26 protein-coding genes are annotated in these 26028 nt (G+C 64.9%); 13 read left to right on the top strand and 13 right to left on the bottom strand.

The features are described from left to right. Positions 1-1014: a GNAT family acetyltransferase gene (locus tag H7X47_RS19780; protein WP_193370479.1), complete on the top strand. Its 1014-nt coding sequence runs from the start codon at positions 1-3 to the stop codon at positions 1012-1014. Here H7X47_RS19780 and H7X47_RS19775 read toward each other — a convergent pair. The 5 genes from H7X47_RS19775 to H7X47_RS19755 all read right to left on the bottom strand — a co-directional run bounded on the left by H7X47_RS19775 (position 1001) and on the right by H7X47_RS19755 (position 6535). Further along, positions 1001-2080, bottom strand: coding sequence for a radical SAM protein (locus H7X47_RS19775; RefSeq protein WP_193370478.1), 1080 nt, complete (start codon positions 2078-2080; stop codon positions 1001-1003). The genes H7X47_RS19780 and H7X47_RS19775 overlap by 14 nt on opposite strands. 144 nt (positions 2081-2224) lie before the next feature. Then, entirely contained in the window at positions 2225-3001 is a 777-nt protein-coding gene (locus H7X47_RS19770) for an amino acid ABC transporter ATP-binding protein (protein ID WP_319633642.1), read from the bottom strand. Between the two features lie 57 nt (positions 3002-3058). Further along, positions 3059-4183 (bottom strand): amino acid ABC transporter permease, encoded by a 1125-nt coding sequence (locus H7X47_RS19765; RefSeq protein WP_193370477.1) that lies wholly within the window; start codon positions 4181-4183, stop codon positions 3059-3061. Positions 4184-4199: 16 nt separating this feature from the next. Next, positions 4200-5390, bottom strand: a complete 1191-nt coding sequence (locus tag H7X47_RS19760; RefSeq protein WP_193370476.1) for an amino acid ABC transporter permease — start codon at positions 5388-5390, stop codon at positions 4200-4202. Positions 5391-5515: 125 nt separating this feature from the next. Beyond that, positions 5516-6535 carry an amino acid ABC transporter substrate-binding protein gene (locus H7X47_RS19755; RefSeq protein WP_193370475.1) on the bottom strand — a complete coding sequence of 340 codons (1020 nt, stop codon included), beginning with the start codon at positions 6533-6535 and terminating at the stop codon, positions 5516-5518. 378 nt (positions 6536-6913) lie between these two features. On the opposite strand from H7X47_RS19755, the gene metC reads away from it, so the two are divergent. The 10 genes from metC (at position 6914) to H7X47_RS19705 (ending at position 13822) form a co-directional block, all read left to right on the top strand. Then, on the top strand, positions 6914-8155 hold the full coding sequence (gene metC / locus H7X47_RS19750) for a cystathionine beta-lyase (RefSeq protein WP_193370474.1): 1242 nt from the start codon (positions 6914-6916) through the stop codon (positions 8153-8155). 39 nt (positions 8156-8194) lie between these two features. Continuing rightward, positions 8195-8605, top strand: a complete 411-nt coding sequence (gene hisI, locus H7X47_RS19745; RefSeq protein ID WP_193370473.1) for a phosphoribosyl-AMP cyclohydrolase — start codon at positions 8195-8197, stop codon at positions 8603-8605. A 4-nt stretch (positions 8606-8609) separates the two neighbouring features. Further along, positions 8610-9425 carry a molybdate ABC transporter substrate-binding protein gene (modA, locus tag H7X47_RS19740; protein ID WP_193370472.1) on the top strand — a complete coding sequence of 272 codons (816 nt, stop codon included), beginning with the start codon at positions 8610-8612 and terminating at the stop codon, positions 9423-9425. 8 nt (positions 9426-9433) lie between these two features. After that, positions 9434-10126, top strand: coding sequence for a molybdate ABC transporter permease subunit (modB, locus tag H7X47_RS19735; protein ID WP_193370471.1), 693 nt, complete (start codon positions 9434-9436; stop codon positions 10124-10126). A gap of 16 nt (positions 10127-10142) precedes the next feature. After that, entirely contained in the window at positions 10143-11321 is a 1179-nt protein-coding gene (gene modC, locus H7X47_RS19730) for a molybdenum ABC transporter ATP-binding protein (RefSeq protein ID WP_193370712.1), read from the top strand. Between the two features lie 99 nt (positions 11322-11420). Next, complete coding sequence (locus H7X47_RS19725; protein ID WP_193370470.1) at positions 11421-11669, top strand: hypothetical protein; 249 nt, start codon at positions 11421-11423, stop codon at positions 11667-11669. A 101-nt stretch (positions 11670-11770) separates the two neighbouring features. After that, entirely contained in the window at positions 11771-12046 is a 276-nt protein-coding gene (locus H7X47_RS19720) for a hypothetical protein (RefSeq protein ID WP_193370469.1), read from the top strand. 166 nt (positions 12047-12212) lie between these two features. After that, positions 12213-13175: a hypothetical protein gene (locus H7X47_RS19715; protein ID WP_193370468.1), complete on the top strand. Its 963-nt coding sequence runs from the start codon at positions 12213-12215 to the stop codon at positions 13173-13175. A gap of 54 nt (positions 13176-13229) precedes the next feature. Further along, entirely contained in the window at positions 13230-13574 is a 345-nt protein-coding gene (locus tag H7X47_RS19710) for a hypothetical protein (protein WP_193370467.1), read from the top strand. A gap of 107 nt (positions 13575-13681) precedes the next feature. Continuing rightward, on the top strand, positions 13682-13822 hold the full coding sequence (locus H7X47_RS19705; RefSeq protein ID WP_193370466.1) for a hypothetical protein: 141 nt from the start codon (positions 13682-13684) through the stop codon (positions 13820-13822). A gap of 22 nt (positions 13823-13844) precedes the next feature. On the opposite strand, the gene H7X47_RS19700 is transcribed toward H7X47_RS19705, so the two are convergent. From H7X47_RS19700 to H7X47_RS19665, 8 genes are all read right to left on the bottom strand, one after another. Continuing rightward, positions 13845-14138, bottom strand: a complete 294-nt coding sequence (locus H7X47_RS19700) for a ferritin family protein (RefSeq protein ID WP_193370465.1) — start codon at positions 14136-14138, stop codon at positions 13845-13847. 141 nt (positions 14139-14279) lie between these two features. Beyond that, the gene (locus tag H7X47_RS19695) at positions 14280-15596 is read right to left on the bottom strand and encodes a DUF2254 domain-containing protein (protein WP_193370464.1); all 1317 of its coding nucleotides are present in this window, start codon (positions 15594-15596) and stop codon (positions 14280-14282) included. A 109-nt stretch (positions 15597-15705) separates the two neighbouring features. Then, positions 15706-17082, bottom strand: coding sequence for an aspartate aminotransferase family protein (locus tag H7X47_RS19690; RefSeq protein WP_193370463.1), 1377 nt, complete (start codon positions 17080-17082; stop codon positions 15706-15708). Between the two features lie 13 nt (positions 17083-17095). Next, the gene (locus tag H7X47_RS19685; RefSeq protein WP_193370462.1) at positions 17096-18598 is read right to left on the bottom strand and encodes an NAD-dependent succinate-semialdehyde dehydrogenase; all 1503 of its coding nucleotides are present in this window, start codon (positions 18596-18598) and stop codon (positions 17096-17098) included. Between the two features lie 160 nt (positions 18599-18758). Further along, on the bottom strand, positions 18759-19241 hold the full coding sequence (locus H7X47_RS19680; RefSeq protein ID WP_193370461.1) for an Lrp/AsnC family transcriptional regulator: 483 nt from the start codon (positions 19239-19241) through the stop codon (positions 18759-18761). Positions 19242-19411: 170 nt separating this feature from the next. Continuing rightward, complete coding sequence (locus tag H7X47_RS19675) at positions 19412-21007, bottom strand: sulfatase-like hydrolase/transferase (protein ID WP_193370460.1); 1596 nt, start codon at positions 21005-21007, stop codon at positions 19412-19414. After that, a complete protein-coding gene (locus H7X47_RS19670) occupies positions 20997-22388 on the bottom strand; it encodes a class I SAM-dependent methyltransferase (RefSeq protein WP_193370459.1) in 1392 nt (463 codons plus the stop codon). The genes H7X47_RS19675 and H7X47_RS19670 overlap by 11 nt, the downstream gene beginning before the upstream one ends. Before the next feature lie 6 nt (positions 22389-22394). After that, positions 22395-22619: a hypothetical protein gene (locus tag H7X47_RS19665; RefSeq protein WP_193370458.1), complete on the bottom strand. Its 225-nt coding sequence runs from the start codon at positions 22617-22619 to the stop codon at positions 22395-22397. A gap of 816 nt (positions 22620-23435) precedes the next feature. Between H7X47_RS19665 and H7X47_RS19660 the strand changes: the two genes are divergently transcribed. After that, positions 23436-24233 (top strand): methyltransferase, encoded by a 798-nt coding sequence (locus H7X47_RS19660; RefSeq protein ID WP_193370457.1) that lies wholly within the window; start codon positions 23436-23438, stop codon positions 24231-24233. Between the two features lie 459 nt (positions 24234-24692). Then, entirely contained in the window at positions 24693-26012 is a 1320-nt protein-coding gene (locus H7X47_RS19655; RefSeq protein WP_193370456.1) for an ABC transporter substrate-binding protein, read from the top strand. Positions 26013-26028: the final 16 nt, after the last annotated feature.

The raw sequence follows: 26028 nt of genomic DNA, 5'->3' as shown, positions 1-26028 counted from the left end.
TTGCCGAAGATCAGGCCTTACGGCGACGATGACTTCGCCGGCTGCATCGCGCTTTGGGACAGCTGCGGCCTTACCTGCTGGTACAACGATCCCAGCCTCGACATTCCCCGCTGGCAACGCAGTGACTGCGCCGAGATATTCGTCGCCGAACGCGACGGCAAGATCGTCGGCACGGTCTGCTGCGGCCATGACGGCCACCGTGGCTGGCTCTACTACGTGGCGATCGATCCGGCATTGCAGGGCGCGGGCCTGGGCCGTCGCATGGTGCGCCACGCGGAGAACTGGCTCGCCGAGCGGGGCATCCTGAAAGTCCAACTGATCGTGCGGGACGGCAACCGCCCGGTGATCGGCTTCTATACGGCCATCGGCTACGCTTATACCCCCCACGCAATCCTGGCGCGCTGGCTGCGCCTGCCGAAGGAGCCGCCGGAGAACATCGACCTGCCGCCCGAGGTGGAACTGGCCGCCGGGCGCGATCCCAAGGTGCGCTTCACCATCACCTACCTGGAGATGACCGAGCGCCCGGCCCTGGCCCCGGTGCATCCGCCGATGAAGACCAAGTTTGCGCTGATGCTGGCCGAGCAGCCGACCGTTGGCTTTTACCGCTACCTGTACAATTCCGTGGGCGGCGACTGGCGCTGGTGGTACCGGCGGCAGATGACCGACGAGGAACTCGCCGGCATCCTGGCCGACGAGAGGGTCGAGGTCTTCGTGCTCTACGTCGACGGCGCGCCGGCGGGCTACTTCGAACTCGACCGCCGGGAGGAGCCGACCATCGACCTGGCCTACTTCGGGCTCATGCCGCATTGCGTGGGGCGCGGCCTGGGTCGCTACCTGCTCTACTCGGCCATCGAGCAGGCCTGGAGCTACGAGCCGCAACGCCTGACGGTCAACACCAACACCATGGACCACCCGCGCGCCCTGCCCCTCTATCAGCGCATGGGCTTCGTGCCCTACCGCCAGGAGGAGCAGGAAATCATCGACCCTCAGATCAGCGGTATCATTCCGGCTTAGCGGCCTTGGCCTGCCGGCGCCGCAACATCTGCGCCCGGACTTTCTGCAGCAGGATTTCCCGTTCTTCGGGCGGCCTGTAGTAGGCACAGCCCCGGCACTGCTCCGGCGGCCGCCCGGCGCTGAGCGCCGCGTCGATTTCCCGACGCTTGTTCAGCACGACCTCGACGGGGGTGAGGCCCAGCTTGCCCAGGCCGTGAGTCTCCGCGTCTTTCACCATGCAGCAGCTGAGCAGAGCCCCATGGCGGTCGACGTAGATACCGCCCCTCACCCAGGGACAGCCGTGCAGCATCGGAAAGCGCCTGTGCATCTCGGGATAGAAATGGCTGCTTTGTGTCGCCTGCTGCTTCATCGCGAGCACCTTCGGGTCGCTGTTGCGCAGACGCGCGAGCCGTTGCATATCCGCCTCGTCCAAGAGCTGCGCTGCGATCTTCTCGTCGTAGACTTCGCTGTAAGCCTCCATGCGGCTCAGCGGCTGCACCGTCGCGCCGCCGTCCATGCCGAGTTCCTCGTAGAGCGCCGCGATCTCCGGCAAGCGGTCGATGGTATGCTTGAGGACAGTGACGGCGAAACCGACCAGCGGCCGGTCCAGGCCGCGCGCCCGGCGTGCCGCCAGCAGACGCGCGATGCCGGCCTTGACCTTGGCGAAGCTGCCCCCGCGGATGTCGCGGAACTCCTGCTCGTCCGGGGACTCGACGGAAACGTTGATGGCCTCCATGCCGAGGTCGAGCAATGCTGCCACGCGCTCCTCCGACAGCAGGCTGCCGTTGGTGATCATCGACAGGCGGATCCCGCGCGCGCGCGCTTGGCGCGCCATGTCGAAGAACCCCTTGTGCAGCAGCGGCTCGCCCTCGCCCTGCAGTTCGATATGCTCCAGGTCGGGAAAGGCGTCCAGCAGGCGCGCGAAATCCTCGGCCGCGAAGTCCGTCTGGTCCATCTGCCGGCCGCTGCAGAAGCCGCAGATATAGTTGCAGCGGGTTGTCGGCTCGATCTGGGCGAAGACGACCTTGTCGCCCGCATTGCGCGCGGCCGCGGTCCGGCCGGTCCGGGGCGCCTGGCTCTCGCTCATGCCTGCATTCCCAAGTGTGTTCTTGGCCGCAATTCTAGCAGAAGCCCCTGAAAGACCCGTGAACATTCGCATAGGCTCAAGCGCACGAAAAAGGGCGCCGGAAGCCGCCGTGACGGCTCCGCGGCGCCCCTCCGTAGCGGGCTTCTAGTGGTGCAGAATCTGGCTGAGGAACAGCTGGGTGCGCGCCGACTGCGGATTGTTGAAGAACTCTTCCGGTTCGTTCTCCTCGATGATCTCGCCGCCGTCCATGAAGATCACCCGGTTGGCGACCTTGCGCGCGAAACCCATCTCGTGAGTCACGCAGAGCATGGTCATGCCGCTTTCGGCCAGGCTCACCATCACGTCCAGCACCTCGGAGATCATTTCCGGATCCAGCGCCGAGGTCGGCTCGTCGAACAGCATGATTCGCGGGTTCATGCAGAGCGAGCGGGCGATGGCCACACGCTGCTGCTGGCCGCCGGAAAGCTGCCCCGGATACTTGTCCGCCTGTTCGGGAATCTTCACCCGCTCCAGGTATTCCATGGCGACCTCTTCGGCGTCCTTCTTCGGCATCTTGCGCACCCAGATCGGCGCCAGGGTGCAATTCTCCAGCACCGTCAGATGCGGGAAAAGATTGAAGTGCTGAAACACCATGCCGACCTCACGGCGGATCTCCGCGATGTTCTTCACATCGTGGGTCAGCTCGATGTTGTCGACGATGATCTTGCCCTTCTGGTGTTCCTCCAGACGGTTGATGCAGCGGATCATGGTCGACTTGCCGGAACCCGAGGGGCCGCAGATGACGATCCGCTCGCCGCGGTTGACCGTCAGGTTGATGTCCTTGAGGACATGGAATTCGCCGTACCACTTGTGCATGCCGATCATCTGGATCGCCACTTCATCGGAGATCTGCATCTGTGGTGCAGCAGCAACTTCAGACATCCCGTTTAGCCTCCTTGTTCGGCCCGCGCTGGGGCGCTCGTTCGTTCGGCGCCGGCCCTAGCGCTTGTGGCCGGTATGCAGTTTCTTTTCCAGGTAGGTCGAATAGCGCGCCATGGAGAAGCAGCAGACGAAGAAGAGAATCGCCGTGAAGACGTAGACCTCTTCCGGCAGGCCCTGCCACTTGGAATCAGACAGCGACGCGCGCCCGACCCCCAGCACGTCGGTCAGGCCGATGATCACTACCAGCGTGGTGTCCTTGAACAGGCCCACGAAGGTGTTGACGATACCGGGAATGGAGATCTTCAGCGCCTGCGGCAGCACGATAAGCCGCATGGACTGCCAGTAGCGCAGGCCCATGGCGTCGGCCGCCTCCAGCTGCCCCTTGGGGATGGCCTGCAGGCCGCCACGCACCACCTCGGCAATGTAAGCCGAGGAGAACAGCGTGACCATGATCAGCACCCGCAGGATCAGGTCGAAGGTGGTGCCCGGCGGCAGGAAGTAGTTCAGCATCGTCGAGGCGACGAAGAGCAGCGTGATCAAGGGCACACCGCGGATGAACTCGATGAACATGACGCAGAGCGTGCGCACGATCGGCATCTGGGAGCGCCGCCCGAGGGCGAGTAGGATGCCGAGCGGCAGAGAGGCGACAATGCCGGTGACGCCGATGATGACGTTGAGGGCAAAGCCGCCGATCTTGGTGGTCTCCACCTCCTCCATGCCCAGACCACCGACGACCAGGAAGAAGGCGATCACCGGAAAGATGCAGGAGTAAATCAGCCACTGTTTCCGGAATGGCGCGTTGTCCCAGAGAACCGGCAACAGCGCGAGAAAGAAGAGCACTGCCGTGAGATTGATGCGCCAGTGCAGATGGTCCGGATAGAAGCCGTAGAGGAACTGGTCGAAGCGAATCGCCGGCAGTGCCCAGCAGGCGCCCGCGGCGATTGCCTTGCACTCCTCGCGAGACCCGGCATTGATCACCGCGTCGAAGATGGCCCAGTTCAAGAGGCCCGGCACGATGAGATAAAGAAGGTAAAGCGAGATCACCGTCAAGGCGATGTTGAGCGGCGAGCCGAAGAGGTTATGCTTCACCCAGGCGAGCGGCCCGCTGGTCAACAGCGGTGGCGGCAGATCCGGGTGGTTGCCGGGTTCGTAGCTGCGGGGTTGGGTCGCGGTATCAGTCATGTCGTCCCTCCTCCCCTCAGCGTTCAACCAGCGCGATGCGCTTGTTGTACCAGTTCATGAAGGCCGAGATCAGTAGCGAGATGGTCAGATAGACCATCAGCAGCAGGATCATGCACTCCATCTCCTTGCCCGTCTGGTTCAACGTAATGCCTCCCAGCGTCGCGGTGATGTCCATATAACCGATGGCGATGGCCAGTGAGGAATTCTTGGTCAGGTTCAGATACTGGCTGGTCAGCGGCGGCACGATCACCCGCAGGGCCTGCGGAATGATGATCAGCCGCATGGTCCAGTTCGGCTTGACGCCCAGGGCGTAGGCCGCCTCGGTCTGGCCATGGCTCACCGACTGGATGCCGGAACGCACGATCTCGGCGATGAAGGCCGCGGTATAGAGCGACAGCGCCAGCCACAGCGCGGTGAACTCCGGCCTAAGCACCATGCCGCCCTGGAAATTGAAGCCCTCCAATGCGGGTGCATCCAGGCTCATCGGCATGCCGGCCACGAAAAAGGCGATCACGGGAAGCCCGATGATCGCCGCAACGCCGATGGAGAAGACCGGAAAGATCTGGCCGGTGGCTTCCTGGTTTTTCTTGGCCCAGCGCCTGAAGATGACCATGCCGGCGACGGCCGCGACGAAGGTGATCGCCACGAAGACGAAGCCGGGCTCGAAAACCGGGCGTGGCACGTAGAATCCGCGGTTGGTCAGAAAGACGTCGGCGACCGGGCTGTAGGCATTTCGCGGCACGTCCAGCGAGGTGACGATGACGCCGTGCCACAGCAGAATCTGCAGCAGCACCGGAACGTTTCGCACGAACTCGATGTAGCAGTAGACGAGGCGGTTGATCAGGAAGTTGGTCGACAGCCGCAGCACGCCCAGGATGAAGCCCAGGATGGTTGCGAGCACACAGCCGCAAAAGGCCACCAGCGCGGTGTTCAGCAGTCCGACGACCGCGGCGCGCAGGTGGGTGTCGCGCGAATTGTAGGGAATGAGAGCCTGGTTGATATCGTAGCTGGCGGGAGCTTCCAGGAACTCGAAGCCGAAGGTCTTGCCCAGGGCCTCAAGATTCTCGATCGCGTTGGTGATGATGAAAGAGAGGAAGAGGAAAACGCCGGCGATCACGAGGATCTGTGTGACCACCGCCCGATAGCGTTTGTCCGACCACAACTGGCCCAACGAAAAGCTTTCAGAATCCTGTTCGATTGCGGCCATGGGTACTCCCAGCTACGACGATCCCAGGAAAATTTTCAACGCATGATTCAAATGCGCGAGGGAACGCCGGCGGCTTGCACCGGCGTTCCCAGGCTCATGTCATGCTTCGGTCAACCGTCGTGCGGTTACCGGATCGGCGGCGAGTAGATCAGGCCGCCGTCCTTGTACTGCGCGTTGATGCCGCGCTCGAGACCGATCGGCGTGTTCGAGCCGATGTACTTCTCGAACACTTCGCCGTAGTTGCCGACCTGCTTGATGACATTGTAGCCCCACTTCGCGTCGAGGCCGAGCATCTCGCCCACGTTGCCTTCAACACCCAGCAGACGCCGGATTTCCGGGTTGTCGCTGTTGGCGACCATGTCATCGACGTTCGAAGAATTCACGCCGTATTCCTCGGCGGTGATCATCGCATTCAGGGTCCAGCGGACGACGTCGCCCCAGGGCTCGTCACCCTCACGCACGAGCGGGCCCAGCGGCTCCTTGGAGATGATCTCCGGCAGGATGATGTGATCGGCCGCGTTGTCGAAGGCGGCGCGCGAAGCGGCCAGGCCCGAGGCGTCCGTCGTGTAGACGTCGCAGCGGCCAGCCAGGTAGTTGGTGCGCGCTTCTTCGTTGGTTTCGATCGGCACCGGCTCATAGCTCATGTTGTTGAGCCGGAAGTAGTCCGCCAGGTTCAGCTCCGTCGTGGTGCCGGTCTGGATGCAGACCGAGGCGCCGTCCAGCTGCTTGGCGCTGGTCACGCCGAGAGCCTTCGGAACCATGAAGCCCTGACCGTCGTAGTAGTTGACGCCGACGAAGGTGAAGCCGAGGTCGGCATCACGGCTTAGCGTCCAGGTGGTGTTGCGGGCCAGCATGTCGATCTCGCCGGAAGCCAGCGCGGTGAAGCGCGTCTTACCGGTGGTCGGGGTGTACTTGACCTTGCTGGTGTCGCCGAAGATCGCGGCGGCCACGCCCTGGCACACGGCCGGGTCGAAGCCCTGCCAGTTGCCGGCGTCGTCGGTGAAGGAGAAGCCCGGCACACCGGTCGACACGCCGCACTGGACGAAGCCCTTGGCTTTGATGTCATCCAGAGTCGCGGCATTAGCCCCGGCAGCGCCGACCACGGTGAGTGCGCTCGCCGCAAGCAGAACCTTCAATTTAGACATGGAGTAACCTTCCCTGCTGTTCACAGTTTATTGTCTTAAGGTGGACCGCGAGCCCCGCTCTCACTACCTGCATACAGTCGTTAGACTACAGGCTTCCGGCGGGATGCATTCACGCCACACCCGCGAACCATGTCTCAGTATTTGAGGAAAGGCAACAGCTTGGTACGGGAGCTGTGTCAAAAAAATACCGATCGCGTGATACCGTTATCAGGCTTCCGTCACCAAACCTGAAGCCGCCGATCCAGGCCGCGGCGCCACAGAGCGATGGTTGCGAAACGGCTTGGCTAACGCGGAATGATAGGTGAACCTCTAGCGCGTATTGCGCTGCAGGGGGCGACCTCTCTAGCCTCCGGCGAAACCCATTGGATTCCGTTCCGTATGAAGAAAGCCGCCGCACGCCGTCCCGAGACATTGCTGTCCCATCTGGGCCGCGATCCCGCCTCGCACTTCGGCACCGTCAACACGCCGGTCTACCACGCCTCCACCCTGCTCCACGAAACCATGGAGGACTTCCAGGAAGCCGGCCGGCACCGTATGGACAAGGGAAAAAGTTCCTACGGCCGTACGGGTACCCCAACGACCTTCGCCTTCGAGGACACCGTGGCCACCCTGGAAGGCGGCTACGGCGGGGTGGCGGTCTCCTCCGGCCTGCAGGCGGTCGCCGTCGCCATGATGGCCTTCGCCGAGGCCGGCAAGCACTTCCTGGTACCCGACAGCGTCTACTTCCCGGCCCGCAAGATCTGCCACGACCTGCTGCGGCGGCTGGGCGTCGAGACCACTTTCTACGATCCGACGATAGGCGCCGGCATCGCCGAGCTGATGCGCGAGAATACAGCGCTGGTCTACATGGAATCGCCCGGCTCCCTCACCTTCGAGGTGCAGGACGTGCCGGCCATCGTGGCGGCGGCCAAGGCCGCCGGCGTGGTGACCGTGATCGACAACACCTGGGCCACGCCGCTCTACTACCGGCCTCTCGAGCACGGCGTCGACGTCGTGCTGCACGCCGCCACCAAATACATGGTCGGCCATTCCGACGCCATGCTGGGCGTGGTGGTCAGCGGCGAGGCGCACTACGAGCGTCTGCGCCGCACCAGCCAATACCTGGGCTGCGCGGCGGCCCCGGACGACGTCTACCTGGGACTGCGCGGCCTGCGCACCCTGGCGGTGCGGCTGGAGCGCCACCAGGCCAATGCCCTGGCCCTGACCGGCTGGCTGGGCCGGCGCCCGGAGGTCGACCGGCTGCTCTACCCGGCCCTGCCCGGCGATCCGGGACATGCTCTGTGGAAACGCGATTTCACCGGCGCCTCGGGGCTCTTCGGCTTCACGCTGCAGCCCTGCTCCCGCGAGGCGGTGATGGCCTTCATCGACGGCCTGGAGCTCTACGGCATCGGCGCCAGCTGGGGCGGCTACGAGAGTCTGATCCTTCTCACCGATCCGGCGAGCATGCGCACGGCGACACGCTGGGAGCCGGCCGGTCCGACCCTGCGCATCCACGCCGGGCTGGAGCACGCCGACGACCTGATCGCCGACCTGGAGGCGGGCTTCGCGCGCCTGGCCCAGCTCGACCCCAAGATCGGCGGCGGGGGAATACATGGTGGAAAATCCGCGCACGCGGGGTAAGACGGAGCCCCCCGCAGCCCGTATCTTGGAATCCCGACGATGAGTGAACTTCCTCAAGACCTGCCCAAAGACCTGGACGAATCCGTCGCCTTCGACGACAAGGGCCTCGTCTGCGCGGTCGCCCAGCAGCACGACAGCGGCGAGGTGCTGATGGTGGCCTGGATGAACCGCGAGGCCCTGGCCGAGACCCTGGCCAGCGGCCAGGTCTGCTATTGGTCGCGCTCGCGCGGCAAGTTGTGGCGCAAGGGCGAGACCTCCGGCCAGACCCAGAAACTGGTGGAGTTGCGCGTCGACTGCGACGGCGACACCCTGCTGCTGCGCGTCGACCAGAAGGGCGTGGCCTGCCACACCGGCCGGCGCTCCTGCTTCTACCGGGCCGTCGCCGCGGACGGCAGCCTGACCGAAGTGCTGCCGGTCACCGCGGACCCCAACGCACTCTACGGATCCTGACCGCATGACCGCCTGGCCGCAGCGCGCTTGCCGCCTGTCCCGGTTATTTGGGGTCCTGCTGGCCTTCTGCCTGGCCGCCCCGATGTCCACGCCCGCCGGCGCGGCGGAGGACGACAAGCCGGTCACCCTCTTCGCCGCCGCCAGCGCCACCGACGCGGTAAACGAGATCGCCGAGGCCTATGCCGCGCGGACCGGGGGCTCGATCCGTCCGGTGGTCGCCGCCTCCTCCACCCTGGCGCGCCAGATCTCCCAGGGCGCCCCGGCCGATCTCTTCCTTTCCGCCAACGCGAAATGGATGGACCACCTGGCCGGCCTGCAGCTGCTGCAGGACGGCAGCCGCCTGCCGCTGCTGTCCAACCGCCTGGTGCTCATCGCCCCGGCGGACTCGCAACTGCGCCTGCGCCTGTCGCCGGAGTTGGACCTTGCCCGGCTGCTGGGGAACGGCCGCCTGGCGATCGGCGACCCCAACCACGTGCCCGCCGGTATCTACGCCCGCGAGGCACTCCGGAACCTCGGCCTGTGGGAGCAGGTCGCCGCCAAGCTGGCCCAGGCCAGCAACGTGCGCGCCGCCCTTGCCCTGGTCGATCGCGGCGAGGCGGTGGCCGGCATTGTTTACGAAACCGACGCCGCGATCTCGCCGCGGGTGCGCATCGTCGACAGCTTTCCCTTGGCGGCGAGCCCGAAGATCGTCTATCCCCTGGCCATTGTCGCCGGCCGCGACCGCCCGGAAGTGCGCCGCGTCTACGAATTCCTGCAAAGCGCGGAGGCCACCGCCATTTTCAGCAAGCACGGCTTTACGCGGCCCGCTCTCGGCAGCTAAGGGACGCGATGTTCGACCTGACCCCGCTGGAAATCGAAGCGCTGGGCCTCAGCCTCCGGGTCGCCCTGTGGAGCGTCTTCGTGAGCCTGCCCTTCGGGCTGGCCACGGCCTGGCTGCTGGCGCGCTACGAGTTCGTCGGCAAGACCCTGCTGAACGGCATCGTCCACCTGCCCCTGGTGCTGCCGCCGGTGGTGGTGGGGTACCTGCTGCTGGTGCTGCTGGGCCGCCAGGGACCGCTGGGCGCCTGGCTGCTGGCCACCTTCGGCGTCAGCCTGCCCTTCACCTGGGAAGGCGCCGCCCTGGCCGCCGCGGTCATGGCCTTCCCGCTGATGGTGCGCGCCATGCGCCTTTCCATCGAGTCGGTGGACCAGAGCCTGGAAACCGCCGCGCGCACCCTCGGCGCCTCGCGGGCCAACGTCTTCGTCACCATCACCCTGCCGCTGATCATGCCCGGCATCCTGGCCGGCGCGGTCCTGGCCTTCGCCCGCAGCCTGGGCGAGTTCGGCGCCACCATCACCTTTGTCTCCAATATCCCGGGGGAGACCCGAACCCTGCCCCTGGCGCTCTACAGCCTGATCCAGACGCCCGGCGGCGAGGCCGGCGCCCTGCGGCTTGCCGTGCTTTCGGTGCTGCTGTCCCTGGCCGCCCTGGCGGCCTCCGAGGCCATCGCCCGGCGCCTGCGGGCCCGGATGAGCGACTGAGGGAGGCGGCGCCATGATGTTGGAAGTCGATATTGCCCGGCGCCTCGGCGCGCTCGATCTGGAGGCCAACTTCCAGTGCGAAGCCTCTGGAATCACGGCCATTTTCGGCCGATCCGGCGCCGGCAAGACGTCGCTGGTCAACACCCTGGCGGGGCTGCTGCGTCCGGAGCGCGGCCGCATCGTGCTGCGCGGCCAGACCCTCTTCGATTCGCAAAAGGGCATCGACCTGCCGCCGGAAAAGCGCCGCCTGGGCTACGTCTTCCAGGAGGGCCGCCTTTTCCCGCACCTCTCGGTGCGTCACAACCTGCTCTACGGCTACAACCGCGCGCCGGCCGCCGAGCGCCCCCTCGGCCTGGACCGGGTGGTCGGCCTGCTGGGTATCGAGCAGCTGCTGGAGCGCCGCCCGAACGCCCTCTCCGGCGGCGAGAAGCAGCGGGTCGCCCTGGGCCGGGCCCTGCTGGCCAACCCGCGCCTGCTGCTCATGGACGAGCCCCTGGCCGCGCTGGACCAGCCGCGCAAGGAAGAGATTCTGCCCTTCATCGAACAACTGAAGGCGGAGCTGGACCTGCCCATCGTCTACGTCAGCCATTCCATGCAGGAGATCGTGCGCCTGGCCGACACGCTGGTGCTGATGTCCAACGGCCGCATCGAGGCGGTGGGCCCGCTGGAGGAGCTGACCAACCGGCTGGACCTGCGACCCCTGACCGGGCGCTACGAGGCCGGTGCGGTGCTGAGCACCACGGTCGCCGGCCAGGACCGCATGTTCGGCCTCACCGAGCTGCGCTTCGCCGGCGGGCGCCTGCGCGTCCCGCACCTGCACCTGCCGCTGGGCCAGAAGCTGCGCGTCCGGGTTCGGGCCCGCGATGTCTCCATCTCCCTGAGCCCACCGGAAAATATTAGTATTCTCAATATTATCCCATGCACAATTCAAGAAATAGGTGAAGAACAGAGTCCCCAGATCGACCTCCAGCTCGACGCCGGCGGCGCCCCTATCTGGGCCCGCATCACGGCGCGTTCGCGGACGGCCCTGGACCTCAAGCCCGGGATGCAGGTCTATGCGCTGATCAAGAGCGTCGCGATCGACCGCCAGAGCCTGGGCCGGCGTGACGCCGCCGAGCGCTTCCTGGCCGAGGAAGACCGGGAAACCGAGGCCGGCCTGCAGCCCGAAAATGGCCACGGGGGCGAGGATGACTGAAGTGGCGACAGAGGTGGAGCGCTGCTGTATGATGCGCTCGGCGGGATGCAGGTGACCGCGAATTGTCACACGTGAGATGTCAGTGAGCGGGGTTTAATCATGAGTATGCATACGTTGAACGAACTCGCCATTGTTCGCGCCCGCCTGCTCCGCGATCATCACCATCTCGACCGCGGCACAATGGAAGCGACGGTGAGCCAGTTGGACGCCACCATCATCTCGCGCCCGGCCACCACGCCGGACGAAGGCATCGCCAAGCTTGAGCTGGCCCGCGACCTGGCGGCCAGCGAGGGGCACACCGACGTCGTTAAGCTGATCGAGGGTGCGCTGCTGGTGCTGCGCCATTAGCGCGGCCCGCAAAACGGAGTCCACAACGGTGCTCGGCTTGGCTTATGATCCCCGTGGTCGCCGCCTTTGACTCTGACTGTTAAGAAATCATCGTAGTTACCATGAAAAAGCACGATATCCTGATCGAACCCTGGCGTGGCAATCCGGGCCCGCGCAGCCAGAAGGGCACCGAGGGTTTCCGATGGACCGTCTCCTACGAAAAGGACGGGCGCTTCTACGCCCAGGGCTTTGCCGATTCCCATGCCGAGGCCCGCGCCGCCGCCGAGGCCTATCTGAAGGAACAGGGCGTCGACCTCAACTGGCAGTCCGGGCCGAGCAACTCGGCCAAGGTGCTGCGTCCCCGCTCCCGTCCCGCCGCGGCCCGCAACCATCGCTAGAAGGACCGGCGCCGGAAATCCTGCGCCTCTACCTCTCAGGGCTTAGTCCGGAATTCGCGGTTGCGGTTGCCGGCGAAACCACCTCACAATTCGCCTAATCAAACTGATAGGCTGCCGCTGTGCCGACTCGGCGTCGTCCGGCGGCACTGACTCTGGGGAGGGGAAAATGCTCAGCAAGGCCGACCGCCGCGCCGCCACTCCGTTCCGGCAAGCCTTGAGCGGATTGGCCCTGACCCTTCTGCTCGCCGCCTGCGGCACCCCCCGTGACTTCTCGGTCTATCAGGAGACCATCGCCGAGTTCCAAAAGGCGACGGACCAGACGGCGACGGTGGCGCTGGAATACGTCCACGGCATCAACGACGTCGAGCGCGAGAACGAACTGAAGCTCCTGCGCGAGGACCCGGACCGCCTGCTGGATGCCAGAAAGCTCGCCACGCCGGTGCTGACCGCGGAGGCCCTGCGCGCCCGGGACCGCACCTTCTCGGTATTGAAGCAATACACACAGATGTTGGCCGACCTGGCCGACAGCGACGCGAGCGAGCGCTGGAAAGCCGCCAGCGAGCGCACCGCCGCCGCGGCCGAGCTGCTGATCGAAGACCTGTCCAACGTGGCCCCTTCCCTGGCCAGTTTGCCGATCACCGATGCGATCTCCCCCTTGCGGACCATTTCCAATGTCATCGCAAAGGAGATCATCGATGCCAAGCGGGCCCGCGCCCTTGACGCGGCGATCGAGAAGGCGGCCCCGGCGATCCAGGACATCTCGGCGCTGCTGCGCGAGGATCTGGAGTTTGTCATCCAGCAGCGCGATACCTTGAAGCAGCAGGAAATCTCGCAGCTTTCCATCGAATATGCCCAGGCTCAGCAGCTGGGCAATGAGCCCGTACGCCTCGCCAAGCTCCGCGAAATCGATCAGAAGATCCGTGCCCGCAAGGAAGGCCTCATCACCCTGCAGTCGGTCCTCCAGACTCTCGACCAGTTCGACGCAGCACACGACTCCCTGCTGCGCTACGCCCGCTCCGACAAAGGCCCGCAGGACCTCTATGACCTGGTGGCCATCGTGCGCAATTACGCCGCCACCGCCGAAGAGGTCTTCGCAGCCTTCAAGAAAGCTGGCGATGCCTCGAGCTAGCAGGATCCGCTGAAGACCGGGCGACGGCCCGGGCGCCAAAGGAGAGGAACAGCCATGCCCGCGACCAAAGCCACCAAAAGCGTCCGCAAGAAACTCCTGGATGCCTTCGGGGAAATGGTGGACAAGTCCATGGATCCCAATATCCCGATCGCGCAGCGCCAGGCGCTGCTGAACCGCGCCCAGGAACTGCGCACCCAGTGGGTGGAATTGGAAGCGGCCCGCTTCAACAAGGACGCCGCCGCCTTCCAGAAAGCCCAGGACAAGGTTTCCGAGGCCGTCACCGACCTGCGCAAGGCCACCAAGGAGCTCGACGACATCGTGAAGATCGCCGAAAAGGCGACCAAGGTCTTCGGCCTGGTCGACAAGCTCCTGAAGCAGGCCGTCAAGGCCCTCGTCTGAGCCGCCGCAGCGCCCCCTGCCGGGCGAAGACTTGTCCCCGAGACGCTGCGCCCCAGATCAAGACAGGAAGCCGCCACTCCGGCGGCGAAGTGAGGGAGTTCAACCCGATGCCCAGGCTTTCCCTGCTGATCGCCTACATCGCCCTGGCGGTCTTCCTGGCCGCCTGCAAACCGCCGTCCTACGACTCGGCCTACCCCGACGCGCGCAACTCCGGCCCCTTCTGGGAGCGCGAGGAACAACGCGACTGAGAAGCCTGCGGTCGAACGGCCGTCAATGGTGGGAGATGTCCCCCTCCTTGAAGAGAAACTCCTTGAGGTGCTTGTCGAAGTCCGGGCTGTTGCGGCGGATCCACTCCAGCACCATGGCCGCGTGCTCCATCTCCTCACGCATGTTGTGCAGCAGGATCTCCTTCAACTCCGCATCGTCACAGTCGTCTGCACGCTGACGGTACCAGTCGACCGCCTCCAGCTCCTCCATCAAGGAGACGATGGCTTGATGCAGGTGGATGGTTTCCTTGCTCAGCCGCTCACGCGGCGCATGCAAACTATCGCTGGAGGCTGCCATGGACGTCGTACCCTCTCTCCAAATTCTACCATCGACGGCGGACGGCAAAGCACGTCCGCCGGGCATTGACCATGGCACAGTGTGCCGGGGCCGCCCCGCGACTGCAACGGGCACAAACGCCAAGCGGCCCTGATGGATGGGCTATCGCCGCCGGCCGGCGACGTGGTCGCGCAGCTCCTGAACCTTTTCGCAGAAGGCCTCCTTGTCCCGCTCCAGGGTCAGGGCCGACATGCCGAAGGCTTCGGCGCGCTCTGCCTCCTCCAGGATAGCGTCCAGATGGTCCGGGGCCGCGCAGGCGGCCAGGTCGCAGAGTACCTGCATCACCGCCGCGATGACCTCGGCTTCGCCTGCGCCATCGCGGACCACCGGCCGCAGGGCGCGCTCCACCAAGGCGCCGAAATCCGGGTGCAGGAAGGTGACGCGGCCGTCGGGAGTCGTGCATGCCGGATAATCGGCGGCCGGCCGGACCGCCGCCAGAGCCAGCAGGCTGCCGAGATACTCGATCGCGGCGAGGGCCGTCTGCGGATCGTTGATGCCCGGCGACAGGGCGCGGCAGGCAACCTCCGCCAGCAGTTCGAACCCCAGGCGCGGATCGCCTTCATGGCTGCGCTCGAAACCGACCACCACCGTCGCCCGCAGTGCCTCGCAGACCTCGTCGTCGGCGCGGCTGCCGCGCAGCAGCATGAGGCTGCGGTGGTCGTGGACGAAGTCGCCTTCCTGCACGCAGAGCCGAACTGACAGGTCGTGTGCGCGCGCCAGATCATGCAGCCGCCCCGCATCGATGAGCTGCACGTAGCCGGTGGCCTTTGGAAAGACCTGCGTCTCCTCCCCCGCGGCCGCTTCCACGGCCTCGCCGTCCCCTTTCAATTGCATTTCCAGATAGGCCTGCAAAACCGCCTTCGCCTGGCGGTGGATACGGTGAAGCATGCGGTTGATCTTCAGAGTGTCGGCCACGTGATGGATCCACTGCACCAGGTAGCGCAGCGCGTTCAGCACCAGGAAGAGCGCACCGAAGAAAATCAGCGTGACGCCCGGCCCCGCCACCGCCCCGAAGCCGAAGAGCAGCAGCGCCGCCAGGGCGAAGGTGAAGGTGGCGAGGAAGGTGCCGAGGGCGTTCTGCGTCACCGGGTCGGCCATGATCTCCGGCACCGCGCGCGGCGAGGCCTGGCCGGCGGCGAGGCTCAGCACCAGCATCAGCACCGAGAGCGTCACCGTCGCCACGGTCAGCATGCTGCCGGCCATCAGCTTCAGAAGCTCGGTGACCGTCGACACCTCCACCTCCGGCAGCCAGGCCAGGATGTGGGGCGGCAGGAAGCCGTCGACGGTCGCGACGAAGGCCGCGGTCAACGCGGCGATGATGCAGTAGGCACTGGGGCGGAACCACAAGGCGGTGCGCACCGCCCTGATTTCGTTCTTCACCCGTGGAATCAGTTGTTCGCCCGATCCGGCACCGGTCATGGCTTCCTCCCCAACAGCGACAGCGACGCGGGCGCGAAGGCCCGCGCCCGCCATCCCTTAACGGAAGAGGTAGCCCGCCGGAAGAACCCTTGTAGAGGCGGCTGCGGGCTCACGCGCCGGCGAAGACCTCCTCAACCGCCTCGCGCATGGCGCCGACGACGATATCGGCCTCGTCCTGGCTGAGGCAGAGCGGCGGCGCGAAGCCCAGGATGTCGCCCTGCGGCATGGCCCGGGCGATAACGCCGCGCTTCAGCAGGCCCGCGGCCACCTTGGGGCCGTGCTGGCCCGCCGGCTCGAAGAACTTGCGCGTGTCCTTGTCCTCGACCAGTTCCACGGCGCAGAGCATGCCCTCGCCGCGCACCTCGCCGACGTGAGGATGATCGCCCAGCGCCTTCTTCATCGCGGTGTTGAAGTAGCCGCCGGTCTCGCGCGCGTTGTTCACCAGGTCCAACTCGTCGACCAGCTTCAGGTTGGCGACACCGGCCGCCGCGCCGATGGGATGCGCCGAGTAGGTCCAGCCGTGGCCGATGGCGCCGTTCTCGTCGGTGCCCTGCTCCAGCACCTTCCAGACCTTGTCGCCGATGATCGAGGCCGACAGCGGCGCGTAGGCCGAGGTCAGGCCCTTGGCCGAGGTGATGATGTCGGGACGGATGCCGTAGTGGTCGGAGCCGAACATGGAGCCCAGGCGCCCGAAGCCGGTGACCACCTCGTCGGCGATCAGCAGGATGTCGTATTTGGCCAGCACTTCCTGGATCGCCGCCCAATAGCCCGCCGGCGGCGGCACCAGGCCGCCGGTACCCAGCGCCGGCTCGCCGATGAAGGCGGCGACCGTGTCCGGCCCTTCGGCCTGGATCAGCTTGTCCAGCTCGGCGGCGCAGTGGGCAGAGAACTCCTCCTCGCTCATCGCGTCGTCCTGGCGCCGGTAATAGTACGGTGCCTCGGTATGGATCACCTGGGCCAGCGGCAAGTCGAACTTCTTGTGGAACAGCTCCAGTCCGGTCAACGAGCCGGTCATCAGGCCGGAGCCGTGATAGCCGCGCCAGCGCGAGATGATCTTCTTCTTCTCCGGCCGGCCGAGGATGTTGTTGTAATACCAGACCAGCTTGATGTTGGTCTCGTTGGCGTCCGAACCGGAGAGGCCGTAGTAGACCTTGCTCATGCCCTTGGGCGCGCGGTCGATGATCATGCGCGACAGGGTGATCGAGACCTCGGTGCCATGGCCGACGTAGGCGTGGTAGTAGGCCAGCTCCTCGGCCTGCTTGGCAATGGCCTTGGCGATCTGCTGACGGCCGTAGCCGACGTTCACGCAGTAGAGCCCGGCGAAGGCGTCGAGCAGCTTGTTGCCCTCGCGGTCGCGGATGTAGACGCCCTCACCGCCGGTGACGACGCGCTGCGGCGCCTCGCCGCGCGCGAACTGCGCCAGGTGGGTCGAGGGGTGGAAAAAACATTCCCGGTCCCAAGTCTCCAGTTGATCGTTCTTCAGCACTATTCCTCTCCTCTCAGGACCAGTCGCGGCATACGTACTTCACATCGGAAAAGGCCTCAATACCCAGGCGCGACCCCTCGCGCCCGAGGCCCGATTGCTTCATCCCGCCGAAGGGAATGGGCGCACCCGTCACCTTCGTGCGGTTGACCGCCACCATGCCGAAATCGAGGGCGCGGCTCATGCGGTAGATGCGCGCCGGCTCCTTGGTGTGCAGATAGGCGACCAGGCCGTAGTCGGTGGCGTTGGCCCGCGCAATGATTTCTGCTTCGCCGTCGAAGGGCGTCATGGCGGCCACCGGCCCGAAGGTCTCCTCCGTCATGATCTTCGCCTCGGCCGGCACATCGGCCAGCACCGTCGGCTGGTAGAACAGCGGCCCCAGGTCGTGCCCCTCGCCGCCGCACAGCAGCTTCGCCCCCTTGGCCAGAGCGTCGGCCACGTGGTCCTCCTGCTTGGCGACGGCGGCGGCGTTCATCAGCGGGCCGATGTCGGGGTCGTCGAGGCCGAAGCCGATGGTCAGCGCCTCGGTCTTCGCGGTGAAGCGGCGGCAGAACTCTTCGTAGACCGGCCGCTCGATGAAGAAGCGGTTTGCGCCCAGGCAGTCCTGGCCGGAGGTCGCGAACTTGGCGCCGATGGCTTCCTCGACCGCCTTGTCCAGATCGGCGTCGGCGAAGACGATAAAGGGCGCGTGGCCGCCCAGCTCCAGGCTAAGGCGCTTGATGGAGGGCGCGGACTGCGCGTAGAGCAACCGACCGATCTCGGTGGAGCCGGTGAAGGACAGCGCCCGCACCCGCGGGTCCGCGGTCCAGGCACCGACGATCAGCGCCGGCTCACCCACCACCACGTTGATGACGCCCGGCGGGAAGCCGGCGCGCTGGCCCAGTTCGGCCAGCGCCAGGGCGGAGAGCGGCGTCTCCTTCGAGGGATGCACCACCACCGTACAGCCGACCGCCAGCGCCGCCGCCGCCTTGCGGGTGATCATGGCGTTGGGGAAGTTCCAGGGGGTGACCAGGGCGGCCACGCCGACCGGCTCGCGCCACAGCTCGACCTCCGCCGAGGGCAGGTGCGAGGTGACGCTCATGATATCCGGGCGCTTGGCCTCCTCGGCGAAGTACTCGGCAAAGGAGGCGCCGTAGTCGATTTCGCCGCGCGCTTCGGACAGCGGCTTGCCCTGCTCCAGGGTCATGATGCGGGCGAGGTCTTCCCTGTGCGCGATCATCAGCTCGTACCAACGGCGCAGGCAGTCGCTGCGCTGCTGCGGCAGCAGCGCCGCCCAGGCTGGAAAGGCGCGCTCGGCGGCATCGACCGCGCGGCGCGCGCCGGCCTCGCCCAGCGCCGCCACCTCGCCAATCACCGCGCCGTCGGCCGGGTTGGCGACCGGCAGCACGCCGGCCTCGGCGGCCTCGATCCAGGCGCCGTCGACGTAGGACTGACCGGCCAGCAACCCGGGGTCCTCCAAGGCGAAGGCGTCCTGAAGGGGTGCTTTGGGCACGGCTTTGATGCTCGGCGACTGCGACATGCGCTTCCTCCTGCAAATCGACGCGATTCTGCGGGGTGATTCGCCGGATGGTAGCGGGGAGCCGGAGGAAGGTGGGTCGGAAGTGGCCGGGCCGGACCGATGAATCCACGCCGCCCAGGCGCGCGCGGCTAAGAATATTCGGTCCCGGCGATTCGGGCCGCTAATCGTCCCCCTCACCGCGCAGCAGTTCCAGGGGCGGCGGCGACTCCTTCACCGGCTTGGTGACGACGAAGGTGAAGTAGCGTTTCACGCCGATACGGCTCTCCAGGATCTGGTCGATCAGCACCTGGTAGGCCGACACGTCGCGGGCGACGATTTCGATGAAATAGTCCACCCCGCCGCCCACGGCCACGCAACGCACCACCTGCGGGATGACCTGCATGGCGTCCTCGAAGCGCTGGAAATCGGCGGCCTGGTGGCTCTCCAACTCGATCTGGACCAGGAATTGGGACGCCGGGGCGATTTTCTCCAGCGCCACCTCGGCGTGGTAGCCCTTGATGAAGCCGGCCTGGTCGAGGCGTTTCAGGCGGTCCCAGCAAGCCGCCGGCGACAGGCTGATCCGCGCCGCCAGCTCGGATTTGGTGATCCGCCCCTCCTCTTGCAGGATGGCCAGGATCTGCAGGTCGCGCTTGTCGAGCTTCATAGGGTGTGGAAAGGCCGCCGTTCCGTGAACCCCATGCTTTTAAGCCAGCTTTCGGTTCCAGTCGACAGTAATCCGAAGAATCTTCGGTAGTGTTTTAGTGGCGGAGGGCCTGCCGGAGTCAGCGCGCCCGGCAGAGGGCGGGCCTGCGCCCCTGGGCCAGGGGCGCCGGGTCAGTCGCGCCCGGCTTCCGGCAAGGCGCGAAAAGTCAGCGGGTCTATGAGCCTGACCTGGCCATGATCAGGGCTCTCTCCGGAAAACGTGGTCACGTAGCCACGCGGCCTGTCCGGCACCGCCGCACGGCCGGCAACGCACCCCATAACCGCTCGAACTGTGGTGACGTTGTCGAGATCCGGCGTGAGCCACGTCTGGCACCGCTCCGGCAGCCGAACCAGGTTCAGAATTGAAGAGCGCTCATGGATTGACGACGGCGACCACGCGTCGAAGGGCTCGTCCCAGGTGACCGTGAATGACGTTCCGTGATCCCCCTGAAAGACGACAACAGAATTGGGATCGAGCGCCATGATGTCATCGGCGATTTGCACTGCCTTGATGTTCACGCAGGCCAGATTGTCAAGGAAGTAGGGTTTCGTGCTCTCTACCCATTCCGTGAGATCGACCCCGTATTCATCCCTCAGGCTGCAGTCCGCGTGGAACATAAACGGCGCATGGGGCGAGAGGTGGTGGACAAAAGTAAAAGCCGGCGCTTTCGGCGCCCCGCTTTTCTTCAACCTCTCGCGCAGCTTCCCAATCGCGTCAACATCTGGCGCCTCCCCAGCATCGCCCGCCCGCGCCATCGCGACGAGGGACCCGCCGGGTGTGGCGCTCCAGAAAACATCGGCTAAGTAGGCGCTTGCGCCTCCCGCCGCATCGCAAGAAACCCACGGACCGGCGCAGGGCGCCCAATAGTTGCCGATCATATGGAACTCATAGCCAAGGCTTCTGGCTTCAGCGACGAGGTTCGGCGGCTGAGGCGCATTCAAAAGCGACGGGTAGGTGAGCCGCCCCTTGATCCCTTCCTGCAGGGTCATTCCGTTGGTGACGAAATAGTCCTGCGCGAAGATCGCCGCGAGCGTAAAAACAGTTCGATTGTAGGACGAAATAGCGCTCTCGGCGTTGTAGAAACCACGCTGCTGCATGGCCGCGATGAACGGCCCATTGTCGTAGGTCAGGTTCTGCCGCAGGGAAGAGACGCTCGGGTAGGCGTCCAGAATGAAATAGTAGATGTTCGGCCGCGCTTCGGTTTCCGCTACGCTCCGACCCTCGGCATCCGCGGTTCTGAATATTGCAATTCGAACGGCCTCAGCGGTCGTCTCCGCGATAGAGGGTAATGCGAGCCCCATGTTGGCGCCGGCGAAGACCAGCCCCGCCACCAAGACAGGCGGGTGCTTTGCCAGCCTGAACAGGAGCACGGCAAGAAGCGCGACAAGAAAAAGAAAGGAGCCTGCCGCTATCGACCCATCAATGCTCTTGGAAAGCAAAACCGCGTAGTGGTGATAGAAGAAAAGCAGAAAGAACGCACCGCCGACGGTGAGGACCGCGCGCGAGAAGGCATGCGGCGCTCGTCCGGACGTGCAGCGGCAAAGCAGAAAGGCCAAGGCGCCGACAACCGCAAACACGAGCGGCGCCGTCTGAAGGAAGAAACAGACGAAATTGACGGGAACGAAGGCCCCGTCTCTGCAGTTCGTCTTCACGAAGTTCCCAAAGGGCAGCAGCACCAGGAGGAAAGCCGCGATACCCGCGATCCAGACGCGACGCCTATCGCTCATAGGTAAAAACCCTTCTCCCGGACGCGGAGCTCTGCACCTCGGAGGTAATTCTGGCGAGACGGGAAAGGCTCTCGCGAAAATTGGTCTCCGTGTAGTGCGGAAAGATATCCCCGCGATGTGCGAGCATGCCCTGCACCATGGGATCTGACTTGGGGACGAACTCGAGGAGTCCCTTCGGGGCCAGATCGACGAGCCATTTGATGGCCGCGAAGAAGGGAATGTTTTTGCCGATGATCAGGTGGTGGAGGACAGCGAGGGCAACCACGGCATCGGGCCGCACCCGCTCAACGAAACCGCCACGCTCGCTTGCGGCCCAGCCCTGAGATGCGCTCGGATTCGTCAGGTCTTGATACAGCGGCAAAAGCGGCAGGCCATGCTCGTCGGCGCGTGAAACCGCCGCTTCCAAAGCGCCCTGATCGAAGTCTACGCCAACGCTAGATCCGGCCCCGGCGGCAACGGACAGCTCGCTGAAGTCGCCGCTGTTGCAGCCGACATCGACGAGAAGATCGGGCTTTTCACGCTCGATGAAAGCCCTTACGGCCGCGCGCTTGCGTTCGGCATCTTCCGGCAAATAGGAATTGTTGAGCTCGTAGTCCTTCCAGTAGGTGCTCTCCAGACCTCTCGGCTGGAGCGACCGGACGAAGCTCAGCATCCCCCTGAGGATGCCTTTCAACGAAGCCAGTGGAAGCTTCCCTTGTTTGACCGCCGCGCCGCCTTCATGCGACCTGATCCGCCTCATCAGCCGCGCATGCATGAAGACATGCATCTGCGCCTGCAAAGAGAAGCGGGAACGTAGCGGAAGCAGCTTGGAAAGCGACACAAGGTCCAGGCCGCTCAAGCCGCCCCTGTACCAATCGTTGAAGGGAACGCCCCGGCAGGCGGTAAGCAGCAGCGGAGCCAGAAACTCCTCACAGAACTGCTTGTAGCCCGCCCAATAGGCGCCTTCCCGGTAGCGTCGGAACGACAAGATATCGATGAACTGGGGACGTGTGCCGGCGAACTGCACGTTGTAGGCGCTGGAGTCGGAAAGATCGAAGCCGTCCTCGAGCGCTTCGAGATGAATTTCCAGGTGAAGTTCCGCGGCTCGCTTCAGAAGCGAGAACGGCCATTCAAACGGATAGGATACGACCTCGATCCGCTCGTGCTCGAGCACGAGCGGGAAGTTGCCTTCAATTCCCGATGTCACACTAACCCGGTCGCGGGCGGAGGCTATCCAGGTCGGAACAATCGAAGTGCCCGTGCGCCGCTTGAAGAACGGGGCCTCGAGAACCGCCCTCGTCTCTTCCGCCCTCTCGGGCGCGACGACTCGGAATACGCGATCCCCCTGCCTGACAACATGGCCGGCTGGGTCCCGAAAAGATCCGGGATCGAAAGCGGTCACAGCCGCCTACTCGTTGTCCGTTTCGGCGGCCGTGATGCAGCTGTTCCCGCCGCGCCCGAAGGTCCTGGAGAAGAAATGTTTGACGCGCAGCCAATAGGCGGCGGCCACGGCGGCGGCGGCAGCTATGCCACCGATGATGCCCTGCAAGATGAGGCTGGCGGTCCCCGGGTCCAGGTAGGCGTAGGCATCTTGCGTGGAGGTGAGCAGTGCGATTCCTGTCAGAACCGCCATCAGATAAGCGTTTCGCAACACGGGGACCTCCAGCCAAAAGCTTCATCGCAGCATGCGCCCGCTAAAATCGGAGCACATTTGCAACCTTCGACTGCAGAGGTGAAGAAATGGTGAAGTTCGTGCGAATAACATGTACAATAAGTAACCGCAGGTAGCACCCGGGCGGCTCAGCGGCCTACAGAGGGACAGGCGCCAGGGACCTGGAAAGTCTGGGAATTGGTGCGCCCGGCAGGACTTGAACCTGCGACCCCATGCTTAGAAGGCCTATGTAAATGGCGGTTTTCTGCGACATTTCAGAACACTGCCGGGCCGGAAGATGCGCAGAAATGCTGGGCGTGCCGCGAGGGAGTCTGAAAGGAAAAATGCCACTGATCGGCGGCCATCCCTCGCGTGGAAGGCCTGCGGCCTGGTGATGCCGGCTGTGCGGGGGCGCCCTCGATCCCGCTGCGCTCGTGCCTCGCCTCCGCTCCTGCGGGTGCCGCCGAGAACCCCGCTCCGCCTTGCCGCCGCTTCCCGCCGCGTGAGGGCGCGGCTCCTGGCAGGCTCCCTTTTCTGGTTGGCTAAGCTCTATCGATGGAGCGCGGCCGCTGGGGGCGGCCGCGCCGGTCTTTCGGTGCTGAGTGGGAAGGGGGATTCCGACCCCCCTTCCCTCGCAAGGACAATCGGCCGGGCCCCGTGTCCTCGCCTGCGGCTGCGGGCCGCACCACGCCGGCAGATTCCCCTTGCCCCCTTCCCCTCCGCTGTTCGCCACGAGGCAGGGGTTGATGCACGGCATCAACCCCCTTCGGGGATTGAACAACAACGGAGGACAGCGACATGGCAAAACTCACCAAGAGCCAGACCCGCCGGCACGAGCAGGCCTGCGCCCTGCTGGAGAAGGACGAACTGACATTCGATGAGAAATGGTTCGTTCTGGAGAACTGGCACGAGGGCGCCAGCCATCTGAACACCGCCGCCGGGGCCTTCTTTACCCCTGTGGACCTCGCCTGCGACTTCAAGCTTGAGATCTGCGGCTCGAAGGTCATCGACCTCTGCGCCGGGATCGGCGTCTTGAGCTTCATGCACTACCACCGCCAGGCCCACGACCGGCGGCCCGATATCACCTGCATTGACATCAACCCGGCTTATGTTGAGGTCGGCAAGAAGGTCCTCCCCGAGGCAACCTGGATCTGCGGCGACATCTTCAAGGTCTGCCGTACCCTGGGGGGCTTCGATGTGGCCATCGCCAATCCGCCCTTTGGGCGCGGCATCAAGGGCCCGGCGGCGCCCCGGTACCGTGGCCCTGACTTCGAGTACAAGGTCATCGACTTGGCCTCTGACCTGGCGACCTTCGGCGCCTTCATCGTTCCTCAGAAGTCGGCAGGCTTCGTCTACTCCGGTGCTCCCTGCTATGCGCGCCGGGAGAGCGAGGAATACCGCCGCTTTGCCCGCCAGACAGGCCTTCACCTGGAAGCCGGCTGCGGCATCGACACGACGGTCCACCAGGACGGCTGGCGCGACGTCTCCCCCCGCTGCGAAGTTGTCTGCTGCGAGTTTCCCGACCGCGCGCCCGAGCAGGCCGCATCGTCAACGAACCTCCCCGCCCCCGACGCCGAGCAAATGAGCCTCCTTTGAGGCTCGGCCGGCAGGTCACCAACACTCACTCGCGGCGCCCGTTTAACTACGATTGCTGTCTTCCAGGTTTGCTAATCGGGGCAAACCGCACCAACGCAGCGGGCGTGCCCACTTCCGCCTAGTGCCAGGAGGGGACTTTCACGGGGGAAATCTGGAATCCAATTCGTGGCCGTCAACGACTGCAGCGCAGCCATCGAGGTTTAATCTCGACTAAACCAGCCCGCTACCGGCCTGACTCGTCAGCAATGTTTCCCAGATCACGCGACGTTCAGCGCAATAATGCTGCGCTGCAATACATCCATGCGACATTTTGTGTTTGACAGAGTTTAGTGACGAAGTTTAGTTTAGTTCAGCCGGCGGGAAGTTTAGTGCCCTGACTTCGATCCGCCGGACACTCCGGCCCGCGGATAATCCGCACCAGAACGCGCGCGGGCCCCAGCTACTCTTAGGGAGGAAGGAATGCGAGTTCTGAAGACTTGCGCCGTGGCCGCCGTATTGACGGCAGGTGTCGTGAATGGCGCTTACGCCCAGGAAAAAGAGATCACCCTGTGCTGGGCCGCCTGGGACCCGGCCAATGCGCTGGTGGAGCTGTCCAAGGACTTCACGGCCGAGAGCGGCATCAAGATGAACTTCGAGTTCGTCCCCTGGACGAACTTCGCCGACCGCATGCTCAATGAACTAAACTCCGGCGGCAAGCTCTGCGATCTGATGATCGGCGACAGCCAATGGATCGGCGGCGGTGCCGTCTACGGCCACTATGTGAAGCTGAACGAGTTCTTCGACAAGGAAGGCATCTCCATGGATGACTTCCTGCCGGCCACGGTGAACGCCTACTCCACCTGGCCGAAGGGAACCCCCAACTACTACGCCCTGCCGGCCATGGGCGACGCGCTGGGCTGGGTCTACCGCAAGGACTGGTTCGCACGCCCGGAGATCCAGGCCGCCTTCAAGGAGAAGTACGGCCGCGACCTGGAGGTGCCGAAGAACTGGGACGAGCTGATGGAGACCGCCGAGTTCTTCCAGGGCCGCGAGATCGACGGCAAGAAGGTCTATGGTGCCGCCATCTACACCGAGCGCGGCTCGGAAGGCATCACCATGGGCGTCACCGCGGCGCTCTATGCCTGGGGCTTCAAGTACGAGAACACTCCCGGCAAGTACGACATGGACGGCGCGGTGAACTCGCCCGCCGCCGTCGAGGCGCTGGAAGCCTACAAGAAGTTCTACGAGTGCTGCACCCCGCCGGGCCACTCCGACGCCTACATGGTCGCCAACCTGGACGCCTACAAGTCCGGTCAGGTCGCCATGCAGATGAACTGGTTCGCCTTTTTCCCCGGCATCGCCAAGGACGAGGCCGTGGGCGGTGACGTCTCCGGGTTCTTCGCCAACCCGCGGGAAACGGTCGAGGGCTCGACCCTGGGTGGTCAGGGAATCTCGGTGGTAGCCTATTCCGACAAGCAGGAAGAGGCGCTGCAGTACATCAAGTGGTTCGCCCAGCCGGAGGTGCAGGCCAAGTGGTGGAAGCTGGGCGGCTATTCCTGCCACAAGGCGGTGGCCGGCGCGCCCGACTTCCCGACCTCGACGCCTTTCGCCGGGGAGTTCCTGAAAGCCATGGGCTCGGTCAAGGACTTCTGGCAGGAGCCGACTTACGCTGAGCTGCTGCTCGCCATGCAGAAGCGCGTCCACGACTACGTCGTAGCCGACAAGGGCACGGCGCAGGAGGCCCTCGACAAGCTGATCGAGGACTGGACGATTACCTTCGAGGACGACGGCAAGATATAGTTACTCTCCCTGAACT

Origin of the sequence: Pelagibius marinus (genome assembly GCF_014925385.1) — a bacterium.
Classification (GTDB): domain Bacteria; phylum Pseudomonadota; class Alphaproteobacteria; order Kiloniellales; family Kiloniellaceae; genus Pelagibius; species Pelagibius marinus.
Note: the sequence above shows the minus strand (reverse complement) of the source record. Positions and strands in the feature narration are given on the sequence as shown.